The organism is Sulfurospirillum cavolei (assembly GCF_001548055.1).
Taxonomy (GTDB): domain Bacteria; phylum Campylobacterota; class Campylobacteria; order Campylobacterales; family Sulfurospirillaceae; genus Sulfurospirillum.
The window spans coordinates 1248008-1266865 of record NZ_AP014724.1 but is presented as its reverse complement, the minus strand read 5'-3'; the positions used below and the strand labels follow the sequence as shown (position 1 = coordinate 1266865).

Annotated in this window: 22 protein-coding genes; 16 read left to right on the top strand and 6 right to left on the bottom strand. The window is 45.5% G+C overall.

Annotated elements, in window-relative coordinates:
• The first annotated feature begins 43 nt into the window (after nt 1–43).
• Nucleotides 44–1408 (top strand): class II 3-deoxy-7-phosphoheptulonate synthase, encoded by a 1365-nt coding sequence (locus UCH003_RS06385; protein WP_060825865.1) that lies wholly within the window; start codon nt 44–46, stop codon nt 1406–1408.
• Here the strand turns inward: UCH003_RS06385 and UCH003_RS06380 are convergent.
• Nucleotides 1405–1692 (bottom strand): DnaJ domain-containing protein, encoded by a 288-nt coding sequence (locus tag UCH003_RS06380; protein WP_060825864.1) that lies wholly within the window; start codon nt 1690–1692, stop codon nt 1405–1407. The two genes, UCH003_RS06385 and UCH003_RS06380, sit on opposite strands and share 4 nt — an antisense overlap.
• Before the next feature lie 128 nt (nt 1693–1820).
• On the opposite strand from UCH003_RS06380, the gene UCH003_RS06375 reads away from it, so the two are divergent.
• Nucleotides 1821–2240 carry a chemotaxis protein CheX gene (locus UCH003_RS06375; protein ID WP_039674785.1) on the top strand — a complete coding sequence of 140 codons (420 nt, stop codon included), beginning with the start codon at nt 1821–1823 and terminating at the stop codon, nt 2238–2240.
• Here UCH003_RS06375 and UCH003_RS06370 read toward each other — a convergent pair.
• Genes UCH003_RS06370 through UCH003_RS06360 form a run of 3 tightly spaced genes read right to left on the bottom strand, consistent with a single transcriptional unit; the run spans nt 2206 to nt 4682 of the window.
• On the bottom strand, nt 2206–2853 hold the full coding sequence (locus UCH003_RS06370; protein ID WP_060825863.1) for a DedA family protein: 648 nt from the start codon (nt 2851–2853) through the stop codon (nt 2206–2208). The genes UCH003_RS06375 and UCH003_RS06370 overlap by 35 nt on opposite strands.
• 18 nt (nt 2854–2871) lie before the next feature.
• A complete protein-coding gene (locus UCH003_RS06365) occupies nt 2872–3450 on the bottom strand; it encodes an ATP-binding cassette domain-containing protein (RefSeq protein WP_060825862.1) in 579 nt (192 codons plus the stop codon).
• Nucleotides 3447–4682: a glutamate-5-semialdehyde dehydrogenase gene (locus tag UCH003_RS06360; protein ID WP_060825861.1), complete on the bottom strand. Its 1236-nt coding sequence runs from the start codon at nt 4680–4682 to the stop codon at nt 3447–3449. Before UCH003_RS06360 ends, UCH003_RS06365 begins: the two co-directional genes overlap by 4 nt.
• 123 nt (nt 4683–4805) lie before the next feature.
• Here UCH003_RS06360 and UCH003_RS06355 point away from each other — a divergent pair, with 123 nt between their 5' ends.
• The 14 genes from UCH003_RS06355 to UCH003_RS06290 all read left to right on the top strand — a co-directional run bounded on the left by UCH003_RS06355 (nt 4806) and on the right by UCH003_RS06290 (nt 17019).
• Nucleotides 4806–5765 (top strand): NAD(P)-binding domain-containing protein, encoded by a 960-nt coding sequence (locus tag UCH003_RS06355; protein ID WP_060825860.1) that lies wholly within the window; start codon nt 4806–4808, stop codon nt 5763–5765.
• 8 nt (nt 5766–5773) lie between these two features.
• A complete protein-coding gene (locus tag UCH003_RS06350) occupies nt 5774–8656 on the top strand; it encodes a hypothetical protein (RefSeq protein ID WP_060825859.1) in 2883 nt (960 codons plus the stop codon).
• Nucleotides 8657–8658: 2 nt separating this feature from the next.
• Nucleotides 8659–9354, top strand: a complete 696-nt coding sequence (locus tag UCH003_RS06345) for a tRNA1(Val) (adenine(37)-N6)-methyltransferase (protein WP_060825858.1) — start codon at nt 8659–8661, stop codon at nt 9352–9354.
• On the top strand, nt 9342–9722 hold the full coding sequence (locus UCH003_RS06340) for a YkgJ family cysteine cluster protein (protein WP_060825857.1): 381 nt from the start codon (nt 9342–9344) through the stop codon (nt 9720–9722). Before UCH003_RS06345 ends, UCH003_RS06340 begins: the two co-directional genes overlap by 13 nt.
• Nucleotides 9698–10966: a hypothetical protein gene (locus UCH003_RS06335; RefSeq protein ID WP_060825856.1), complete on the top strand. Its 1269-nt coding sequence runs from the start codon at nt 9698–9700 to the stop codon at nt 10964–10966. The genes UCH003_RS06340 and UCH003_RS06335 overlap by 25 nt, the downstream gene beginning before the upstream one ends.
• Nucleotides 10963–11751, top strand: coding sequence for an indole-3-glycerol phosphate synthase TrpC (gene trpC, locus UCH003_RS06330; RefSeq protein WP_039674808.1), 789 nt, complete (start codon nt 10963–10965; stop codon nt 11749–11751). Before UCH003_RS06335 ends, trpC begins: the two co-directional genes overlap by 4 nt.
• Nucleotides 11751–12242: an HIT family protein gene (locus tag UCH003_RS06325; protein WP_060825855.1), complete on the top strand. Its 492-nt coding sequence runs from the start codon at nt 11751–11753 to the stop codon at nt 12240–12242. The genes trpC and UCH003_RS06325 overlap by 1 nt, the downstream gene beginning before the upstream one ends.
• Nucleotides 12236–13240, top strand: a complete 1005-nt coding sequence (mnmH, locus tag UCH003_RS06320; protein ID WP_060825854.1) for a tRNA 2-selenouridine(34) synthase MnmH — start codon at nt 12236–12238, stop codon at nt 13238–13240. Before UCH003_RS06325 ends, mnmH begins: the two co-directional genes overlap by 7 nt.
• Nucleotides 13241–13311: 71 nt before the next feature.
• Nucleotides 13312–14055, top strand: coding sequence for a DUF4198 domain-containing protein (locus UCH003_RS06315; RefSeq protein ID WP_060825853.1), 744 nt, complete (start codon nt 13312–13314; stop codon nt 14053–14055).
• Nucleotides 14055–14651 (top strand): cobalt transporter CbiM, encoded by a 597-nt coding sequence (gene cbiM / locus UCH003_RS06310; RefSeq protein ID WP_041961768.1) that lies wholly within the window; start codon nt 14055–14057, stop codon nt 14649–14651. Before UCH003_RS06315 ends, cbiM begins: the two co-directional genes overlap by 1 nt.
• Nucleotides 14648–15070, top strand: a complete 423-nt coding sequence (locus UCH003_RS06305; protein ID WP_041961767.1) for a hypothetical protein — start codon at nt 14648–14650, stop codon at nt 15068–15070. Before cbiM ends, UCH003_RS06305 begins: the two co-directional genes overlap by 4 nt.
• Nucleotides 15043–15717, top strand: a complete 675-nt coding sequence (locus UCH003_RS06300) for an energy-coupling factor transporter transmembrane component T family protein (protein ID WP_060825852.1) — start codon at nt 15043–15045, stop codon at nt 15715–15717. The genes UCH003_RS06305 and UCH003_RS06300 overlap by 28 nt, the downstream gene beginning before the upstream one ends.
• Entirely contained in the window at nt 15714–16430 is a 717-nt protein-coding gene (locus tag UCH003_RS06295; RefSeq protein ID WP_060825851.1) for an energy-coupling factor ABC transporter ATP-binding protein, read from the top strand. The genes UCH003_RS06300 and UCH003_RS06295 overlap by 4 nt, the downstream gene beginning before the upstream one ends.
• Nucleotides 16405–17019, top strand: a complete 615-nt coding sequence (locus UCH003_RS06290) for a class I SAM-dependent DNA methyltransferase (protein WP_060825850.1) — start codon at nt 16405–16407, stop codon at nt 17017–17019. Before UCH003_RS06295 ends, UCH003_RS06290 begins: the two co-directional genes overlap by 26 nt.
• Here UCH003_RS06290 and pdxA read toward each other — a convergent pair.
• Both pdxA and UCH003_RS06280 read right to left on the bottom strand, forming a co-directional pair.
• The gene (gene pdxA, locus UCH003_RS06285) at nt 17016–17954 is read right to left on the bottom strand and encodes a 4-hydroxythreonine-4-phosphate dehydrogenase (RefSeq protein ID WP_060825849.1); all 939 of its coding nucleotides are present in this window, start codon (nt 17952–17954) and stop codon (nt 17016–17018) included. The genes UCH003_RS06290 and pdxA overlap by 4 nt on opposite strands.
• Nucleotides 17951–18730, bottom strand: a complete 780-nt coding sequence (locus UCH003_RS06280; RefSeq protein ID WP_060825848.1) for a pyridoxine 5'-phosphate synthase — start codon at nt 18728–18730, stop codon at nt 17951–17953. Before UCH003_RS06280 ends, pdxA begins: the two co-directional genes overlap by 4 nt.
• Nucleotides 18731–18858: the final 128 nt, after the last annotated feature.

Sequence of the window (18858 nt, the reverse complement as noted above, 5' to 3'; positions counted from 1 at the left end):
AGCCAATCTCATTATAATAGAGAAAATCATTAAAGGGTCTTTTATGAGTTCTTGGACGCGTGCATCTTGGAGAGACAAACCGATCAAACAACAACCGACTTATGCCAATCAAGAGATTTTACAAAATGTCGAAGAAGAGCTAAGTAAGTATCCTCCGCTCGTATTTGCCGGAGAAGTACGACAACTCAAATCTGCTTTGGCGGACGTCGTACACGGTAAGGCTTTTTTACTGCAAGGCGGCGACTGTGCCGAAAGTTTTGCGGAATTTAATGCGGTCAATATTCGCGACATGTTCAAAGTTCTGCTTCAAATGGCGGTCGTTTTGACCTTTGCCGGAGGGTGTCCGATCGTTAAAGTCGGAAGACTCGCGGGACAATTCGCCAAGCCCCGCTCAAGCGATTACGAAGAGTTGAACGGCGTCAAATTGCCGAGTTATCGCGGCGATATTATCAACGATATCGAATTTACCGAAGAAGCGCGTATCCCAAACCCGAAACGCATGCTCAAAGCCTACAACCAATCGGCGGCGACGATGAACTTACTGCGCGCCTTTTCGCGCGGCGGTTTGGCAGACTTGCATCAAGTGCATAAATGGACCTTAGGTTTTGTCCAAGAGAGTCCTTTGGGCGATCGCTACCGACATTTATGCGAGCGCATTTCCGAAACGCTTGCGTTTATGGAAGCATGCGGTATCACATCGACTAGCACGCCAAGCATTCACGAAACCGTCGTCTATACGTCGCATGAAGCCTTGCTTCTCAACTACGAAGAAGCCCTCACGCGTCAAGACAGTTTGACCGGAGACTGGTACGACTGTTCGGCGCATATGCTGTGGATCGGCGATCGAACGAGAGAAGTCGACGAAGCACATGTCGAGTTTTTAACCGGCGTTAAAAATCCTATCGGTATTAAAGCAGGTCCTAGCATGACGGCCGAAAAGCTGATGGCGTTAATCGAAAAATTAAACCCCGAAAACGAAGCGGGACGCATCAATATTATCGTTCGTATGGGTGCCGATAAAATCGAATCCGAATTCCCAAAACTTGTACGCGCGGTCAAAGCAGCGGGAAAAGAAGTGCTTTGGAGTATCGATCCGATGCACGGAAATACCATCAAAGCTTCCAATAACTACAAAACGCGTTCGTTTGATGAAGTCTTACGCGAAGTCAAAGGCTTTTTTAAAGTTCATGAAGAAGAGGGCACGTTTCCGGGCGGCGTTCATTTGGAGATGACGGGACAAGATGTCACCGAGTGCATCGGCGGCGCACAAGAGATCACCGAAGAGAACCTTGCATGCCGTTACCAAACCCAATGCGACCCGCGTCTCAACGCGAACCAAGCTCTTGAACTTGCCTTTTTGATTGCCGATTCCCTCAAAGCGGCACGCCAACGTCTGATAGAATCTTAACGCTCGTTCATCCATATTCCCGCTTTGGCGTCATAAAGCGGGAATTGGTGCTTAAACTCTTCTTCGTCAAAGTCAAATCGATAGGCTTCCATATAATCCATCACCAGTGTGTACGCATCGTTAATGGCTTGAAATTTTGCGTGATCGCCTGTTGGCATATCGGGATGAAACTCTTTGCATAAGAGCAGATAAACGCTTCGAACGGTCTTTTTATCGGTTTTTCCGACAAGACCCAACGTCTCTACGGCACGGCTAAACGCTTCAAAACTGATCTCTTTTTCCATCACGCGAGTTCCTTATTTTTTGACATGTAGCTTTGAATATGCCTTATGGCGCATCGATTGTTATTTAATCTTTAATTTACATTGCTTGCATTATAATCGTTTCACAAAATAATATTTTTGGACAAAAAATGAAACAAGCCGTTCTTTCTGCCGCTGAGAATTTTTGCTCCACGATCTTATCGACGTCTTTACGACAAGGGCGACTCGAAACAGACAACTTTTACGGTGCTGCGGTTTCTTTGTACGAAAACGAAGCCGAGCATATTTGGTATCTCTTATTTCAACGAGAAACCCTCAACCAAATCGCACAAAACCTTCTTTTTGAAGATAGCCTGTGCGAAGACGATTTGGACGACTTAATCAAAGAGGTTTCCAACCAAATTATCGGCGGGGCAAAAGTCATCTTACAACAAAAATACCCCAATCACACCTACCAACTCAGCGTTCCCGAATTTATGGGGCATATCTCACATCCTTTTCCGTTTACGACGCAAGAGACGCTGTGTTATTCGCTTAACGATTTCTCGTTTGTGATTGCGCGCCAATAGCACTACGAGCGCGTTTTTTTTCTTTGGTACGAAACACTTTGACGTACACGAGCGAACTAACGACGATCAAAGCGAGTAAACTCCACGTTATCGTATGCAAATTTTCTTCCAAAAGGGCTTGATTCTGACCGAAGAAATACCCCAAAAGCGTCAAAATCGTGACCCAAATACCGGCACCCAATCCCGTGTAAAAGCAAAAAAGTGCCACATTCATACGCGCCAATCCGGCGGGCAACGAGATGTAATGGCGCACAACGGGGATCAAACGTCCCGTAAACGTTGAAAACGAGCCGTGCGTCTTGAAAAACCGTTCGACTTTTTCAAGCTTTTCGGCACTGAAAAAGAGATAGTGCCCGTATTTTAAAATCAATTTTCGCCCCAAAAAGACCGCCAAATAGTAATTGAGTAAAGCTCCGGCGATACTCCCGAGCGTTCCTAACACGATCACGACCGGCATACTCATTTCGCCTTTGGCACATAAATAGCCCGCCGGAATCATCACGACTTCGCTGGGAAGCGGGAAAATACTGCTTTCGATCAACATCATGACGAAAATACCCAAATACCCCAAAGCTCCAACCGTTTGAACAATCCAATCTATCATAGCATGCATGCCGTTTTTATCCTTACTTTAATGAGTTAATTTAATCGTTTGATCGCTACACCATGCGGCTAAATGCGTATCGTGCGTAATGAGTACGATTCCCACGCGATCCAAAAAGCGCATCAGCAACTGCATGACATGTAAGCCCGTGACGTTATCGAGCGCGGAAGAGGGCTCGTCGGCTAAAAGCAGTTGAGGCTTCATCAATAATGCACGTAAAATCGAGCATCGTTGCAATTGACCGCCGCTTAATTGATGCGGTTTTTTCGTTAAAAGATTCGCATCAAGGTCCAAGTCGTGCAATAACGCTTCGCAATCTTCCATCGACGCGACGTCTTTGATTTGATTTTCAATGCTATACGTCGGGTGAAACGACGTGTAAGGGTCTTGAAAAATTTGCGAAAGAGGTGCGGCGACGATGCTTCCTTTAAGCGGTTTAAGGTGTCCGGTAATGAGCTCGAAAAGCGTGCTTTTCCCGCTCCCGCTCGCTCCTAAAATCGAAACGCATTCACCCCGATGCACGCTTAAGCAAAAATCCTCGTACAAAAGCCGTCCATGAGGATAACCGAAGCAAAGACCTTCAATCGCTAACACCTCTTGGCTCATTCGCGAATTTGCCCTTGCCCGTAAACTTTAAATTTATAAGTCGTCAAATCGTTAATGCCCATAGGGCCGCGCGCGTGCAGTTTATTGGTACTGATGCCCACTTCTGCCCCGAAGCCGAATTCGCCGCCGTCGGTAAAACGCGTCGAAGCGTTGGCGTACACCGCCGCCGCGTCTACTTCGTTTAAAAAACGCTCAACGACGCTGTAATTGTCGCTCAAAATCGCCTCCGAATGCGAAGAACCGTAAGCGGCGATATGCGCAATTGCCGCATCGACGTTCGCAACGATCTTGATGTTTAAAGCATTACTTAAGTGTTCGGTATGATAATCTTCGTCACTTGCACGTTCTACATGTAAGAGTTCTTGCGTTTTTTCGCACCCTTTGACGTACGTTCCCGCGCGATCAAGTGCCTCTTTCATATGCGGTAAAAACGTTTCGGCGATTGCTTCGTGTACCAAAAGCGTTTCAAGGGAGTTGCATGCGCTGGGACGTTGGCATTTGGCATTTAAAACGATTGCGACGGCACGTTCGTGATCGGCGTCTCGGTCGACGTAGGTATGGCAAACGCCTTTATCGTGTTTTACGACCGGAACGGTTGCGTTTTCGCTGACGTAGCGAATCAACGCTTCGCCGCCCCGCGGAATAATCAAATCAACGTAGCGATCCATTTTAATGAGTTTTGCGACGCCCTCACGGGAAGCATCGGGTAAGAGCGAAATAATCTCTTCGGGCAAACGGTTGTTTCGCAACACCGCTTGCAAAAGCGCGGCAATCGCCCGATTACTGTGCAATGCCTCTTTCCCGCCTTTGAGCACGCATGCGTTGCCGCTTTTGAAACACAATGCCGCCGTATCGCTCGTGACGTTCGGACGGCTCTCGTAAATAATACCGATGACGCCGATGGGAATGCTCACTTTTTCAATGCGCAACCCGCTTTGAACGACCCATCCTTCCAAAACGCGTCCGATCGGCTCTTTGAGTGCCGCGATTTCGCGAATGGCCTGCGCCATATCCGCAATGCGTTTGGCGTTTAAGAGCAATCGATCGACCAAAGCACCCGCTAAATTCGCTTGGCGCGCCTCGTGTAAATCTTTTTCGTTTTCGGCGAGAATCGTATCGGCGTTTTGTTCCAGAGCATCCGCCATCTGCATCAATACCGATACTTTCGTCTGGGGATCAAGCGTGGCGATCGTCTTACTTGCCGCTTTAGCATGTTCTAAAAAAGTTTGCACGTTTTTCTTTCCTTAATCATCGCATTTACGGGGATTTTACACTTTTTATATTTAATAAGCCATAAGTAAGCGCGGGGTATAATGGACGTTATAAGAAGAAACAAACGGGAGACGACACACATCATGGTACAGTTATACGATTTAGTCATTATCGGAGGAGGCCCAGGAGGCATCGGTGCGGCGGTTGAAGCAAAAGCGTTAGGGCTTCAAAACATCTTGATGATCGAAAAAGGCGAAAACCATTCGCAAACCATTCGTAAATTCTACAAAGACAACAAACGCGTCGATAAGAACTACAAAGGACAAGAGATCGAACTTAAAGGAACGATCGATTTTCGAGACGGCACCAAAGAGAGCACGCTCAACTATTTCGACTCCTTACTCGATAGAGGCGAAATCGACACGGCGTTTAACAGCGAAGTCGAAAGCATCACGAAAGAGAACGGACAATTCTACGTCGTCACGTCCAAAGCCGGCTATCGCGCGAAAAACGTTATCGTTGCAATCGGAACGATGGGCAAACCCAACAAACCCGACTATACGCTTCCGATTTCACTTAAAGAGCGCATCAACTTCAACCTCGACAAATGTTCGCAAAGAGAGAAACTGTTGATCGTCGGCGGCGGTAATTCGGCGGTCGAATACGCAATCGAGCTTTCTAAAACCAATAACGTCACGCTGAACTACCGTCGTGAGACCTTTAGTCGACTCAACGACATCAATTTAACCCTTATCAACGAATACAACGGTCAAGAAAAACTACGCCTACGCTTAGGCATGGACATCGTCTCGATCGAAAACGAAAACGGTCTGGTGAAAGTCAATTTTACCGACGGCTACTACACGATTTACGATCGCGTCATCTATGCTATCGGCGGAACGACGCCGGTCGATTTTCTCAAAAAATGCGGTATTACCTTCGATGCGGAAGGCAAACCCGAGTTTGATGAGCACTACGAGACGAAAACCAAAGGGCTTTACCTTGCCGGCGACATCGCGGTTAAAAGCGGCGGAAGTATCGCCATTGCGCTCAACCACGCCCACGATATCGTAACGCATATCTTAACATCGTCTCACATGTAAGGATAGAAATGGCAAAAATCCCTCTTTCGTCGTCACAAAGTTTAAACATTCTTTTAAGCGTCATTATCGGCGTAGGCGGTTTTTCCGCCTACAAATTCGGTCATTTCGACGGTGTTTCGTTTGACGAACTCGGCGAAAAATACATTAGTAAAAGCGACGTCAAATTTAGCGATTTACCCAGAGATGTTCAAAAACGCTACATCGATAAAGAAGCGACTTTGGAACAAAACAAAGAGGCTTCCGATCTTTTAGAAGACGCCTATCTCGACGAACAGGGCAAACCAATTCCCGAGTCGGAAGTGATGCCGCAAGATATGAAACGCCTGATTGCCAAGTTGCAAAAAACGCTTCTTTTCTTACAACACGACAATTTACTGATAACGAACGAAAAAAACGAACTTGCTAAAAAACTTGACGAACAAGAGAACGAACGCGAGAGCGAAAAAGCGGAACTTCAAAGCAAAAATACCGAACGCCTCAACGAGGCGGAACAGCAGCATTATCGTAACATCAGCGATCTGACGATGAAAATCAACGAATTGCAAAAAGAAAACGTGGTCATCGCGCAAAAAGCCAATCTAGAAGCCAACGCATTGCGTTCTCAAATCGACGAATTAAAAAGCCAAGCCGTTGAAGCCGAAACGCGCAAGGGCAAAGAGATTCAAAAAGCGCGCGAAGAAGAACAAGCTAAGCTGAGCGACTATAAGGAAAAAATCAAACTTCTTAACGATCAAATTTCACTTCTGAACGAACAAATCGCCAACAACAACGATACGGCGAAAAATGCCTTTATGCGCAAACAAGACGAAATCGATAAACTGAAAAACCAACTCGATCTTGCGGCAAGAGAGAAAAACGAGCTTTTAAGCAAGCAAACGCAAAATCTCCTTGCGGCGGATCAAAAACATAAAGACGAAATTGCCCAATACGTCAGAACCATCGAACAACTCAAAGCCGACACCGAAACGCTCATCGCAAAAAATCGCCAAGAAATGAGTGACCAAGAACAAGTGGGTCTTAAAAAATTAGCCGTCCAAGAAGAGAAAATCAAAGGTCTCAACGCCGAACTTGCAAGTGCGCAAAAACACGTAGATGCCTTAATTTTGGAGAACGAAAAAGATTTCAATAAGTTTAAAACCTATCTTGAAGACGAGAAAAAGCTCAACAAAGAACTCACCGCGGGCAATAAAAAACTGGAAGAAAATGCGCAAGCGATGGAAAAAAGTTTGAACGACAGCTTGCTCAAACATAAAGAAGAGTTGGCAAAAAAAGAGATTGTCATTCAAGAACTCAACGATAAAATTGCCAAACTCAACAACGATAAACTCAACGTCGAAGCCGAAGTAAAACGTCGCGTCGACGAAAACGACAAAGTCCATAATAAAAACTACAAAATTTTCAACGAGAAAATCGCAAGCTTCGAAGCCTCTAAAAAAGCCTTAACGGAAAACCTCGACAAACAATTAGCCGAGTACAAAGCCAGTGCAAAAGAGACGTATGATCGCGTTCAGTTCCATACGGAAGAGCTTACGCGCGCCAACGAAGAGTTGAAACAAAAAATGAGTGCCAAAGACCAAGAACTTCAAAACGCGAAAAATCAACTCGTAGCGTTTAAACTTGAACAGCAAAAAGCTCAAGACGCCAAGGATACTTCGCTCAAATCCGCCCAAAGCACGCTGGAAACGCTTCGCGGCGAAACCAAACAAAAAGAAGAAGCCTACCTTCTTAAAATTCAAACGCTAGAGGCCGATCTGCGCGCAAAAGAGGCAACGGCGACAGCGGCAAAAAAAGACGAAACACTTAAAATTGCGACACTGGAGAAAGAGATTAAAACCAAAGCGGTTGAGATGCAAGCACTTCGCGATGAAAATTCGCGCCACGAAAGCGCGCTCAAAACGCTTCAAGTCAAAATCAAAGATATGGAAGACTCCGCAACCAAGGCAAGCAATAAGCAAATCGAAGAGCTCAAAGCCAAACTGGCGCAAACCGAGAAAAACCGTGCAACCGAAAACACGCAATTGGTCGATCTTAAAGATACGTTACGTGCCAAAGAGATCGAATACCTAGACGCCCTTAAAGAAAAAGACAAAGCGTTCAAAGCCAAAGAGACGCAACTTTCGGCGAGCAAAGAAGAGATTAAAAAGATAAGTGCCGCGCAACAAAACAGCGAAGAAGAGATTAAAAAACTTAAAGAAGAGCTGAAACAAAAAGAGTTTAAGCATCTTGAAGAGACCAAAACGCTTCAAAATGAGCTCAAAGTGAAAGAAAGTGCGCTCAACGGCAACCAAAAACAAGAGACGCTCAAAAGTATCGCTTTGGAAAAAGAGCTCAAACAAAAAGAACTGGCGTTTGCTCAAGAAAAAGACGCTCTGAGCAAACGTTTGGCGGCAAGCGAACAGTCGCTCAAAACGTTAAACGAAAAGTTGGCGTTACTCGAAGCGTCCGAATCGACGAAAAACGCGCCTAAAACGGCCGCCGCAACGTCAACACCGAACAAACCTGCCGGCAAGGGACAAAAGCCCGTTTTCGTCGATTCGATTATGTGTACCGATATGGGAACGGGCGTCAACGCCATTTCCGATCAGTGCAAACAAAACGTGCAAGCCTTCTTAAGCAAATACGACGGTACTTATTTCTTCGAGGTCGCACCTATCGTCGATAACGGCGGATTTGCCTCGTTAAAACTGATTAAAAGTAAAAAAGTCGGCGTCGAGGACAGCGAAATTGATCGCATCAGTTCCCTTGCCAACATCGGCTTAGGAAAAGCACGCGCCAAAGCGGGCGGAGAGCTCATTGAAACGTTTGTGGGCGATGGCGCGAAGATTAGTTATGCGCTTTCCAACGTCGAAAAAGATAAATCCAAAGGGTTTGTAATCAAGGTGTACCGATAAACATGCAACTTTACCAATACGAAACGGGCTATCGCTACAACAGCGATACGCTCTTACTTTATGATTTTATCGCGGCATGTCACCCCAAAGGATCGATACTGGACGTCGGATGCGGGTGCGGTATTTTAGGGCTTTTGCTCAAACGCGATTTTCCTGAAACGTCAATGACGCTTTTGGATATTCAAGAAGCGAATATGATTCTCAGCGAGCGCAATGCGGGGCTCAATTCTTTACATGTAGGTTTCATACACGGCAATTTTACGGAAACGTCGTTTAGCGATAAATTCGACTGGATCGTCTCTAACCCGCCTTTTTACCATCAAGGCGTCGTGAAAAGCCAAAACGAGTCACTTTTTTTGAGTCGTCACGGCAGTGCCTTACCGTTTGGAGCATTGGCGCATAAAGTCACGAAAAACTTAAGCAATCGCGGCTATTTTTGTTTTTGTTACGATGCCAAACAACTGGATATGCTCATGCAAGAGTTACAAAAAGCAAAGCTCAACGTCGAAGAGATCTGTTTTGTCCACCCAAGCTACGCGAAAGAGTCTTCGTTGGTTTTGATTCGTGCGCGTAAAAATTCCAAAACCTTATGTAAAGTACGTCCGCCGATTATTTTATACGAGAACGATCATTTCACTCCTCGCGTCGCACATATTTTCGAAAAATCCCAAACCAAGAGTTTAGCATGGCAGAACTAATGCATTGCAACGATTATCCCTACGCTTTCGATCCTAGCGCGTGCGAAACGTGTCAGGGAAACTGCTGTATCGGAGAAAGCGGTTATATTTGGGTCAGCACAGAAGAGATCGAAGCGATTGCGGCAAAACTTTCTTTGAACAAAGTGCTTTTTATCAATAACTATTTAAACAAAATTCGCTATCGTTTCACGATCAAAGAGGTCGTTCACGAAAGTGGGTATGCGTGTATTTTTTTCGATTCGCACCGCAAACAATGCGGTATCTACGAAGTACGTCCCAAACAGTGTCGAACGTTTCCCTTTTGGGAACATTTTAAAGATAACATGAACGAGGTAGTTTCAGAATGTCCCGGTATTATTCCTTTATAGTCGTTTTTTTCCTTTTGGTGGGATGTAGCACCAAAGAAGTCGTCTTCACCGAAACGACCAAAAAAGTCTTTGAAGAAGAGGACAACCTTATTCTTCAAGCCCTTGATTATCAACAACGCGGCGATTATGCGAATGCTAAAAGAGTATACCACGTTCTCTACGATCAGAGCCAAAAGAAAGACTATTTGACCGAAGAAGCGGGTTTAGCGTTTGTTCTCCAAACGCAAGATGCCGCCGCATTGATCGATGAAGGACTTCGAAAATACCCCGAAGAGAAAAACTTTACACGCTTACATGTCGGCCAACTCGTCAAAGAAAAACGCTATGAAGAAGCGGAAAAAGAGATCCTTTCGTTAATCGGTACCGACAAGACCGTTCAACACTTAAGCATTGCCGCCAATTTGTATTTGCAGATGAAAAACTACGACGTTGCGCTCAAATACTTTGAAAGTGCGTACAAACTCGAACCTTCCGAAGAGCTGTTGATGAATATGGTCGAAGTGTTGTACCGCTTTTTAGACCGTAAAGACGACGCCATGGCGTACCTTGAAACCTTTGCATCCATGGAAGGATGCGGGCAACACGTGTGCTACAAACTCGTTGAAATCTACGGACGCGATCGTAACGTGAACGGATTGATCGCTACGTATAAGAAACTCTACAAAGAGAACCAAAACGAAGAAATCGCCAAGAAAATCGTCGAATTGATGCTCTATTCCAAAGACGTCAAAGGCGCGATCGCCTTTTTGGAAAAAAGTCGGTTTAACGAAGATTTATTGCTCCAAATTTATGCAACGCAAAAGAAATTTAAAAACGCTTACGAACTTGCCGCAGAACTCTACGACGATACGAAAAACATCGACTACCTCGGTAAAATGGCGATTTACGAATACGAGCTCAATAAAAACGCTCTTTCGCCCGAAGTTTTACAGTCTATAACGCATAAATTTGAAGAAGTGACCGCTATCTTGAACGATTCGGTCTATTTAAATTACTACGGCTACTTATTGATCGATCATACTATCGATGTTAAAAAAGGAATCGCTTTGGTGGAGCGGGCGTTAAAACTCGAACCCGATTCGCCTTACTATTTGGACTCTTTAGCGTGGGGATACTACAAGCTAGGAGAGTGCCAAAAAGCCTACGATATTATGAAAGATTTCGACGAAAGCATCTCCACCGAACCCGAAGTGCTAAGCCACATTAATGCCATCAAACAATGCCTCAAAGAGAAACAACCATGATTTTAGACGAGATTATCAAGCGTACCAAAGACGATTTGGAGAAAAAGAAAAAAAAGTATACGATCGATTGGTTAGGGCGAAGCCTTGCGTTTAATCCTTATATGCCGCGCGACGTTAAGCCGTATCTGAAAGCAACGAGCGACAATCCTTACCGCATTATCGCCGAAGTGAAAAAAGCAAGCCCGAGTAAAGGGATTATCAAAGAGGATTTCGATCCGCTTGAGATCGCAAAAGCGTATGAGTTAGGCAAAGCCGATGCGATTTCCGTTTTAACCGAGCCGCACTATTTTAAGGGCGATTTAGAATACCTGACGCAAATACGCCGTTACGTTCCGACGCCGCTGCTTCGAAAAGATTTTATCGTAGACGAGTATCAGATCGTCGAGGCACTCGTTTACGGTGCCGATTTTATTTTGTTGATCGCCAAAGCGCTCAGTAAAACCGAGCTTAAACACCTTTTAGAGTATGCGTTTCGCTTAGGATTGGAAGTTTTAGTCGAAATTCACGACAAAGAAGATTTGGTCAAAGCGATTTTTGCAGGCGCAAACATTATCGGTATCAACCATCGCAATTTGGAGACTTTCGATATGGATATGAGCCTAACCGAAAAGCTCATGCCGCTCATTCCTCAAGGTAAAATTATCGTCGCGGAAAGCGGTTTGAACGATAAAGAGACGATTCGGCATTTAAGCAAAGTCGGCGCGGACGCTTTTTTGATCGGCGAATACTTTATGCGCGAACCCGATATCGCGTCCGCATTGGCAGCGATCAAAAAGGTCGATTGATGGATTACATGTACGCACCGTGGCGCGACGTTTATTTTAAGGAAAAAGAAGAGGGGTGTGTGTTTTGCCGTATTAGCGAACATCCCGAAATGGACGAAGTACATCACGTTCTCTATCGCGACGAACTCTGCTTTGTCGTGATGAACCGCTACCCGTACACGCCGGGGCATTTTATGGTTATACCGCACGTTCATACCGACGCCATCGAGTCTTTAGAGTCTTCGACGTGGCTTCGTATGTCGCATCTGGTGCAATGCTCGGTTAAAATGCTTAAAGAAGGGCTGGGAGCGCACGGCGTCAATTTAGGTATGAATTTGGGTAAAAGCGGCGGTGCCGGCATTGCCGAACATGTACATTACCATATTCTTCCGCGTTGGAGCGGCGACACCAATTTTATTACCGCTATAGCGCAAACCCGCGTCTACGGTACGGATTTTGACGCCTTGTATCACACACTTCACGCGCTGATTCCGACGTATTTTTCATGTTAAAAGAATGCGACGTCGAAACGTTTTTAGCGTCTCGCGAAGCGTTGGATCTTCTGATCGACGCTCGTAGCCCCAAAGAATTTAGCGAATCTTGCATCGTAGGCGCACAAAACTTTTATGCGCTAAGCGATGCACAACACCAAGAAGTCGGTACGATTTACAAACAACGATCGCGCAACGAAGCCAAGATTTTAGGCGCGCGTTACATCTGCGAAAACGTTGCCGCACACCTTCAAACGATCGCAAAACACTATCCCATAGGCTCGAAGATCGGCATTTATTGTGCTAGAGGAGGGCTAAGATCCAGTTCGATCGCCATTATATTGTCGCATATCGGTTATCAAGTCTATCGTTTGGAAGGCGGTTATAAACGTTATCGCGCGTACGTACTAACGTTTTTCGAGCAATTGCCTCACCGACGTTTTATCGTCCTCGGAGGAAAAACGGGTTGCGGAAAAACCGAGTTGCTCAAACGACTCTCGCCTTCGCTCGATATCGAAGGATTCGCCAATCATTTAGGTTCGAGTTTCGGCGCGGTCTGCGGAGCGCAACCGAGCCAAAAGATGTTTGAAAACAGCCTCTTTAACGCTCTTTTCGCTTTAGAACCCGATCAGAGTATCTTTGTCGAAGCCGAGAGCAAGCGTCTTGGAAAAGTCACGATTCCCGCGCGCGTGTATCAAAACATTCAAGCAGGCGTTCGCGTCGAAATTACCGCACCCTTTGAAATGCGTACGAAACGCATCTTACATTACTACCAAAACGTAACGCCGGAATTTTTTTACCGCGCAATGGCGATTATCGCGCCTTACATTCGTAAAAGCGTTAAAGAGGCGATTATCGATGCGTACGAACGCCGTGATTTACAAAGCGTCGTTACCTTCTTACTGCGCGATTATTACGATTTGGTCTATCAAAAACCTTTACATGTAAGCTTTGTTTTCGACAATGCAAACGAAGCGGCATGCATCGCTTCACTCATCAACCTTCGCGAAACGCTTTAAGCCCTTTTTTACGTCATAAATGCGACAATAATATCAAATTAATTCAAGTATTATTTATGAGGACCATTCGTATGAAAATATTATTGGCATCACTGGTTTGCGCAACGTCGCTTTTGGCTCACTTTCAAACGGTTATGACCGATCAGTCGGTCGTCGAACAAAAAAATCCGAAAGTTTCGATTCAATACGAGTTTACGCACCCGTTTGAACAACAATCGATGAACATGCAAAAACCTAAGGAAGCAGGCGTCTTCTTTGAAGGTAAAAAAACATCGCTTCTAAGCAATCTCCAATCGGTCGAAAAAAATAAAATGACGACGTGGAAAAGCGAATATACGATCAAAGAACCCGGCGTGTACCAATTTTACGTCGATCCGATGCCGTACTTCGAACCTGCGGAAGACAAGTTTATTCGCCATCAAACGAAAACAATCGTCGATGCGTTTAATTCGGGCGAAGGTTGGGATAAACCCATCGGACTCAAAGCCGAAATCATTCCGCTTTCACGCCCTTACTCGCTTTATGCCGGAAATCTTTTTAGCGGCAAAGTGCTCTACAAAGGTAAACCCGTTCCCAATGCCGAAATCGAAATCGAATACTACAACACACAAGGGCTTAAAGCTCCCAACGACATGTACGTAACACAAGTCGTCAAAGCCGATAATAACGGTGTTTTTCATGTGGCTTTACCGCTTGAGGGCTGGTGGGGATTTGCCGCTTTAATCGACGACGACGAAAAAATCAAACACGAGGGTAAAAGCTATCCGGTAGAACTGGGTGCCGTTTTGTGGCTTAAAACCGAAAAGATTCACTAATGCATATTAGCGAAGGGGTATTACGCCCCGAAATTCTGATCGGAGGTGCCGTTCTTTCGACGGCACTGGTTTTTTACGCGTTTAAAACGCTTAAAAACGAAGAGATTCCTAAAACCGCCGTTTTATCCGCACTCTTTTTCTTAGCGTCGTTTATTCATATTCCCTTAGGTCCGACGTCGGTTCACTTGGTTTTAGGCGGTATCGTCGGCGCACTGTTAGGTCCGCGCGCTTTTGTGGCAATTTTCGTCGCGCTCTTCTTACAAGGTATTTTATTCGGCTACGGCGGACTCACGACGCTCGGCGTTAACGTGTTCAATCTTGCGTTTCCAACGCTTGCGGGGTATTTTCTCTTTCGCTTACATCCGCATACGCTATGGAAAAAAACCGCCTTATGGTTTTGCATCGGCTTTGTTCCCTTAGGCTTATCGGCGTTCTTGCTCTCGCTTACCTTAGCCTTAAACGGCGAAGCGTTCGTCAGTGCCGCACAATTGGCGTTTTTAGCACACCTACCCGTGATGTTCATCGAAGGCGTCATCACGCTTTTTGCACTTCGTTTTATCGAAAAAGTCGCACCCGCATGGTTGGAGGTCGTATGATAGTTCGTTTTATAATCATCGCTTTTTTAAGTATCTCGACTTTGTACGCACATAAAATCAATCTTTTCGCTTACGACGAAGAGGGGAGTTTATACGTTCAAAGCTACTTTACCAAATCCGCTCCGTGTAAACAATGCACGATCCTGCTTCAAGATTTTCAAGACAAAGAATTAGCACGCGTTCAAACCGACGATGAAGGAAAAGCCTCCATCAAGTTGCCTGCACCGCATTTCAAAATTACCGTTGAAGGCGGTATGGGGCATCAAGCGACGTTGGACTACGAAGCAAAATCCCACACAAAAGAAGAGCTCAAAACCTTACCTGCCGATACGCCTTTGAGTAAAGTCGCCTTAGGATTGGCTATAATTGTCTTTTTCTTTGGAGCACTCTTTTGGATCAAACGTCCCACCCGCCGATAACGCCTTGCGTCGCCTTGCTTTTAGCCCTCGTATACGGTTGCACGATCGCACTTCAAACGCACATGTACGTTTCGATGTCGCTGATCTTATTTTTTTTGGCATGGCTCAAACGACGCTTTTTGCTGATTATTTTCAAGCGTCTTGTCATGCTCAATACGCTGATCGTTTTCATTGCACTCACGCTTTATTGGCAACATCAAGAGCATCTTGCGGGATTAATGCTCCTTCGTTCCAACTTGATGTTGCTTTGTATTTTACTGCTCTTTCACGGCTGTAACGAATTTACGATCGCGATTGCGATGCAACGCCTCGCTTTACCGCATAAAATAACGACGCTCTTTTTCTTTACGAGTAAATCGATTTTTCTGATTCGCCATGAACTCGTACTCTTTAAAAATACGCTACGCATTCGCGGTTTTACGCCCAAAACCGATCTTTTATCGTATAAAACGTTGGCGGGATTTATCGGCACGCTGGTAATCAAGGCTTTAGAACGCTCGGTCGCTTTGCAAAAAGCAATGCTGCTTCGGGGATTTCAAGGTGAAATTTACACCTTAAGCCGCCGCCAAAGCTTGAGCTCCAACGACGCGATTGCAACGTTATTGACGCTTATCTCACTTTTTTGGCATCAAGGGTATCTACTATGAGTTGTTCGCTAACGATGAAAAATATTTCCGCCGCACGTAACGGCGTGACGCTCTATAACGGCATCACGTTAAACCTTTCGCATAAAGAGAAAATTGCGATTATCGGACCTAACGGTTGCGGTAAAACGACGCTTTTGGAGATGATCGCCGGATTGTCTTTGCCGCAAAGCGGTCTCTTGGAACTGTTTCACCGACCGATGCGCTCCTTGGACGATTTTAAAACCGTGCGTACGATGATCGGCTATCTTTTTCAAGACTCCGACAATCAATTTTTAGCACCTATCGTCGAGGATGACGTCGCGTTTAGCCTCCTTGCCCAAGGCATATCCAAAGAGGAAGCCGCACTTAAAACCGCTATGATGCTTCAGGATTTAGGCATTGCACACTTGGCGAAGAAAGTAGTCTATCATCTCTCCGGAGGCGAAAAAAAATTAGTAGCACTTGCCGGCGTCTTAATCGCCGAACCCAAACTCATGCTTTTAGACGAGCCGACCAATGGATTGGACAATGCCATGCAACAAAAGCTCGTTGCGATTTTACGTAAAATCGATAAAAGCATCATCATCGTTTCGCATCACAGAGAGTTTCTCGAATCCATCGTCGATAAAATCTATACGATGACGCAAGAGGGTTTACACGGTACGTTTAACGCCTCAAACCCCCAAAAATCTTATATCTGGAGAACGTATGACGGACACGAAACAACGCTTTGATGCCGTAGCACAAACGTGGGATCAAAACAATATGCGTTTAAGCCTTGCTAAAAATATTACCGATGCGATCTTAGACTCCGTTTCGTTTTCAAAAGACGACTGTGTTTTGGACTTTGGCTGCGGCACCGGACTTGTGGGACTCAATATCGCTCCTTTTGTCGGGAAACTCGTCGGCGCAGATCTTTCAAGTGCGATGTTGGAGCAATTTCAACGTAAAGCCGATGAAAGCGGATTGACTCATATTGACACCTTGGCATTGGACATTGATGCGGATTTCGGTGCTTTGCGATTCGATCGTATCGTAAGTGCCATGGCGTTTCACCATATCCAAGAGCCTTCGCACCTTATTCGAAAATTTTCCCGTATCCTCTCAGACAAAGGGCTCTTAGCGATTGCCGACTTGGACAAAGAGGACGGAAGTTTTCACTCGGACAACACGGGCGTATACCATTTTGGATTTTCAAGGGAAGAGTGGGTGCGTTTTTTCACCGAAAACGGCTTTGAAAAACCGCGTTTCGTCCACGCACACACCGTGAGCAAAAACGGCAAAACGTATGAGGTCATCCTCTGTTTTGCCGCAAAAGCCTAAAAGGTCAATAAGACTTTAGTACCGGTCAGCTTCAACGCTTCGTGAACGGCATTGACGTAACTAAGCGTTGAAAGCTCTTGAGCGTTTGTATAGGCAATATCAAAAGCGGTTCCGTGATCAACCGACGTTCGTATAATGCCCGCATTGAGACTTACGTTGATACTCTCTTCAAAATAGAGCGTTTTGAGAGGGATCAAACCTTGGTCGTGGTACATGCAAACGAAATACTTAAATTTTTCACGATTGGCGGTTGAAAAAGCGGTATCGGGAACCATGGGACCGAAAAAAACTTCACGTTCTAAAAAATGGTTGGCTTTTTGAATCGCTTTTTCGATTTCGCTATCTTCGTCGCCGATAACGCCGTGATCTCCCGCATGCGGATTTAACCCTAAAACCGCGATACGTTCACATCCGAGTTCTTCGTATATTTTGAGTAAAAACGGTTTAAGCTTTTTCGTTTTGATCTCGTGCGGCACATCACGAAGCGGAATATGATGCGTGTACAAAATGACGAACATCGCTTCGCATCCAAGCATCATGATCGCTTCGCATCCGAGTAAATCGCTAAGAGCATCGGTATGACCTTTATATTCCAAGCCCGCTTTTTCCCATGCCTCTTTATTGATCGGCAACGTCACGATCGCATCGACTTCATTACTTTTGGCCAATGCCACCGCCGTGATAAACGAATCATAGGAACTCTCTCCGGCATCGGCGCAACAAACGCCCGGAGTAATTTCAAAAACTTTTCCGCAATCGCGAATTTCGAAATCTTCGGGTACGTCGATTCCCAAAAGTGCGCTTCCCCATGCTAACATGTTTTCGTTAATGCAATAAATCGGCTTACAGACTTTCGTAATTTCTCGGTGCGCTCTGAGCGCAATTTCCAAACCGACGCCGTTAAGATCGCCGATGCTGATGGCAAGTTTTTTCATCGTACCAATCCTAACATCTCTTTAATCGCGCATTCTAAGCCGACAAAAACGGAACGCGCGATAATACTCTGTCCGATATTGAGTTCTTCGATCGCAGCCATAGCGACGATTGGCTTGACGTTTTGATAATTAAGACCGTGCCCGGCGGCGACTTTCATTCCCAATCGACGCGCTATATTGGCGGCATTTTCAAGCTCTCTCAAAGATGCTTCCAACTTGACATGTAAGGTTTTTCGATCCAGTTGCAGCTCAACAATCGAATGAGGCGTTCGCGCCAAATTGGCATACAACATCGCATAAATATTGGCGTACAAACCCGTATGCAGTTCAATCCATTCAACGCCTAAACGGTGCGCCGCTTCGATCATTTCCACCGAAGGATCGATAAAAAGCGATACTTCGATCTGCGCTTGATGCAAACGCTTGATCGCCTGATTGAGAGCCTCGAAATGCGCAAGAACGTCCAAGCCGCCCTCCGTTGTAACTTCTTCGCGTTTTTCGGGAACCAAGGTCGCTCGATGCGGCAAGAAAGCTAACACTTTTTCAAGAATCTCAGCGTTCATCGAACACTCTAAATTCACGGGAAGTTGCGATTGTGAAATGATTTTTTGCGCATCTTCGTCGTTCATATGGCGTCGATCTTCGCGAAGATGAATCGTGATCTGATCGGCTCCGGAGCGTTTAACGAAAAAGAGCGCGTCCAAAGGATCGGGATCGTTGATCTTGCGCGCTTCCCTTAATACGGCGATATGGTCGATATTCACACCCAAAAGCATTCTGCATCCTTTGTTTTTAGTTTCAAAACGAGCCTACGCGTCAGGTACAAAACACACTACATCATCTTATATGTAAAAATCTTGCATCAACGACGCGTCAGACAGTTGCTAGGAACGTTTTGTATTAT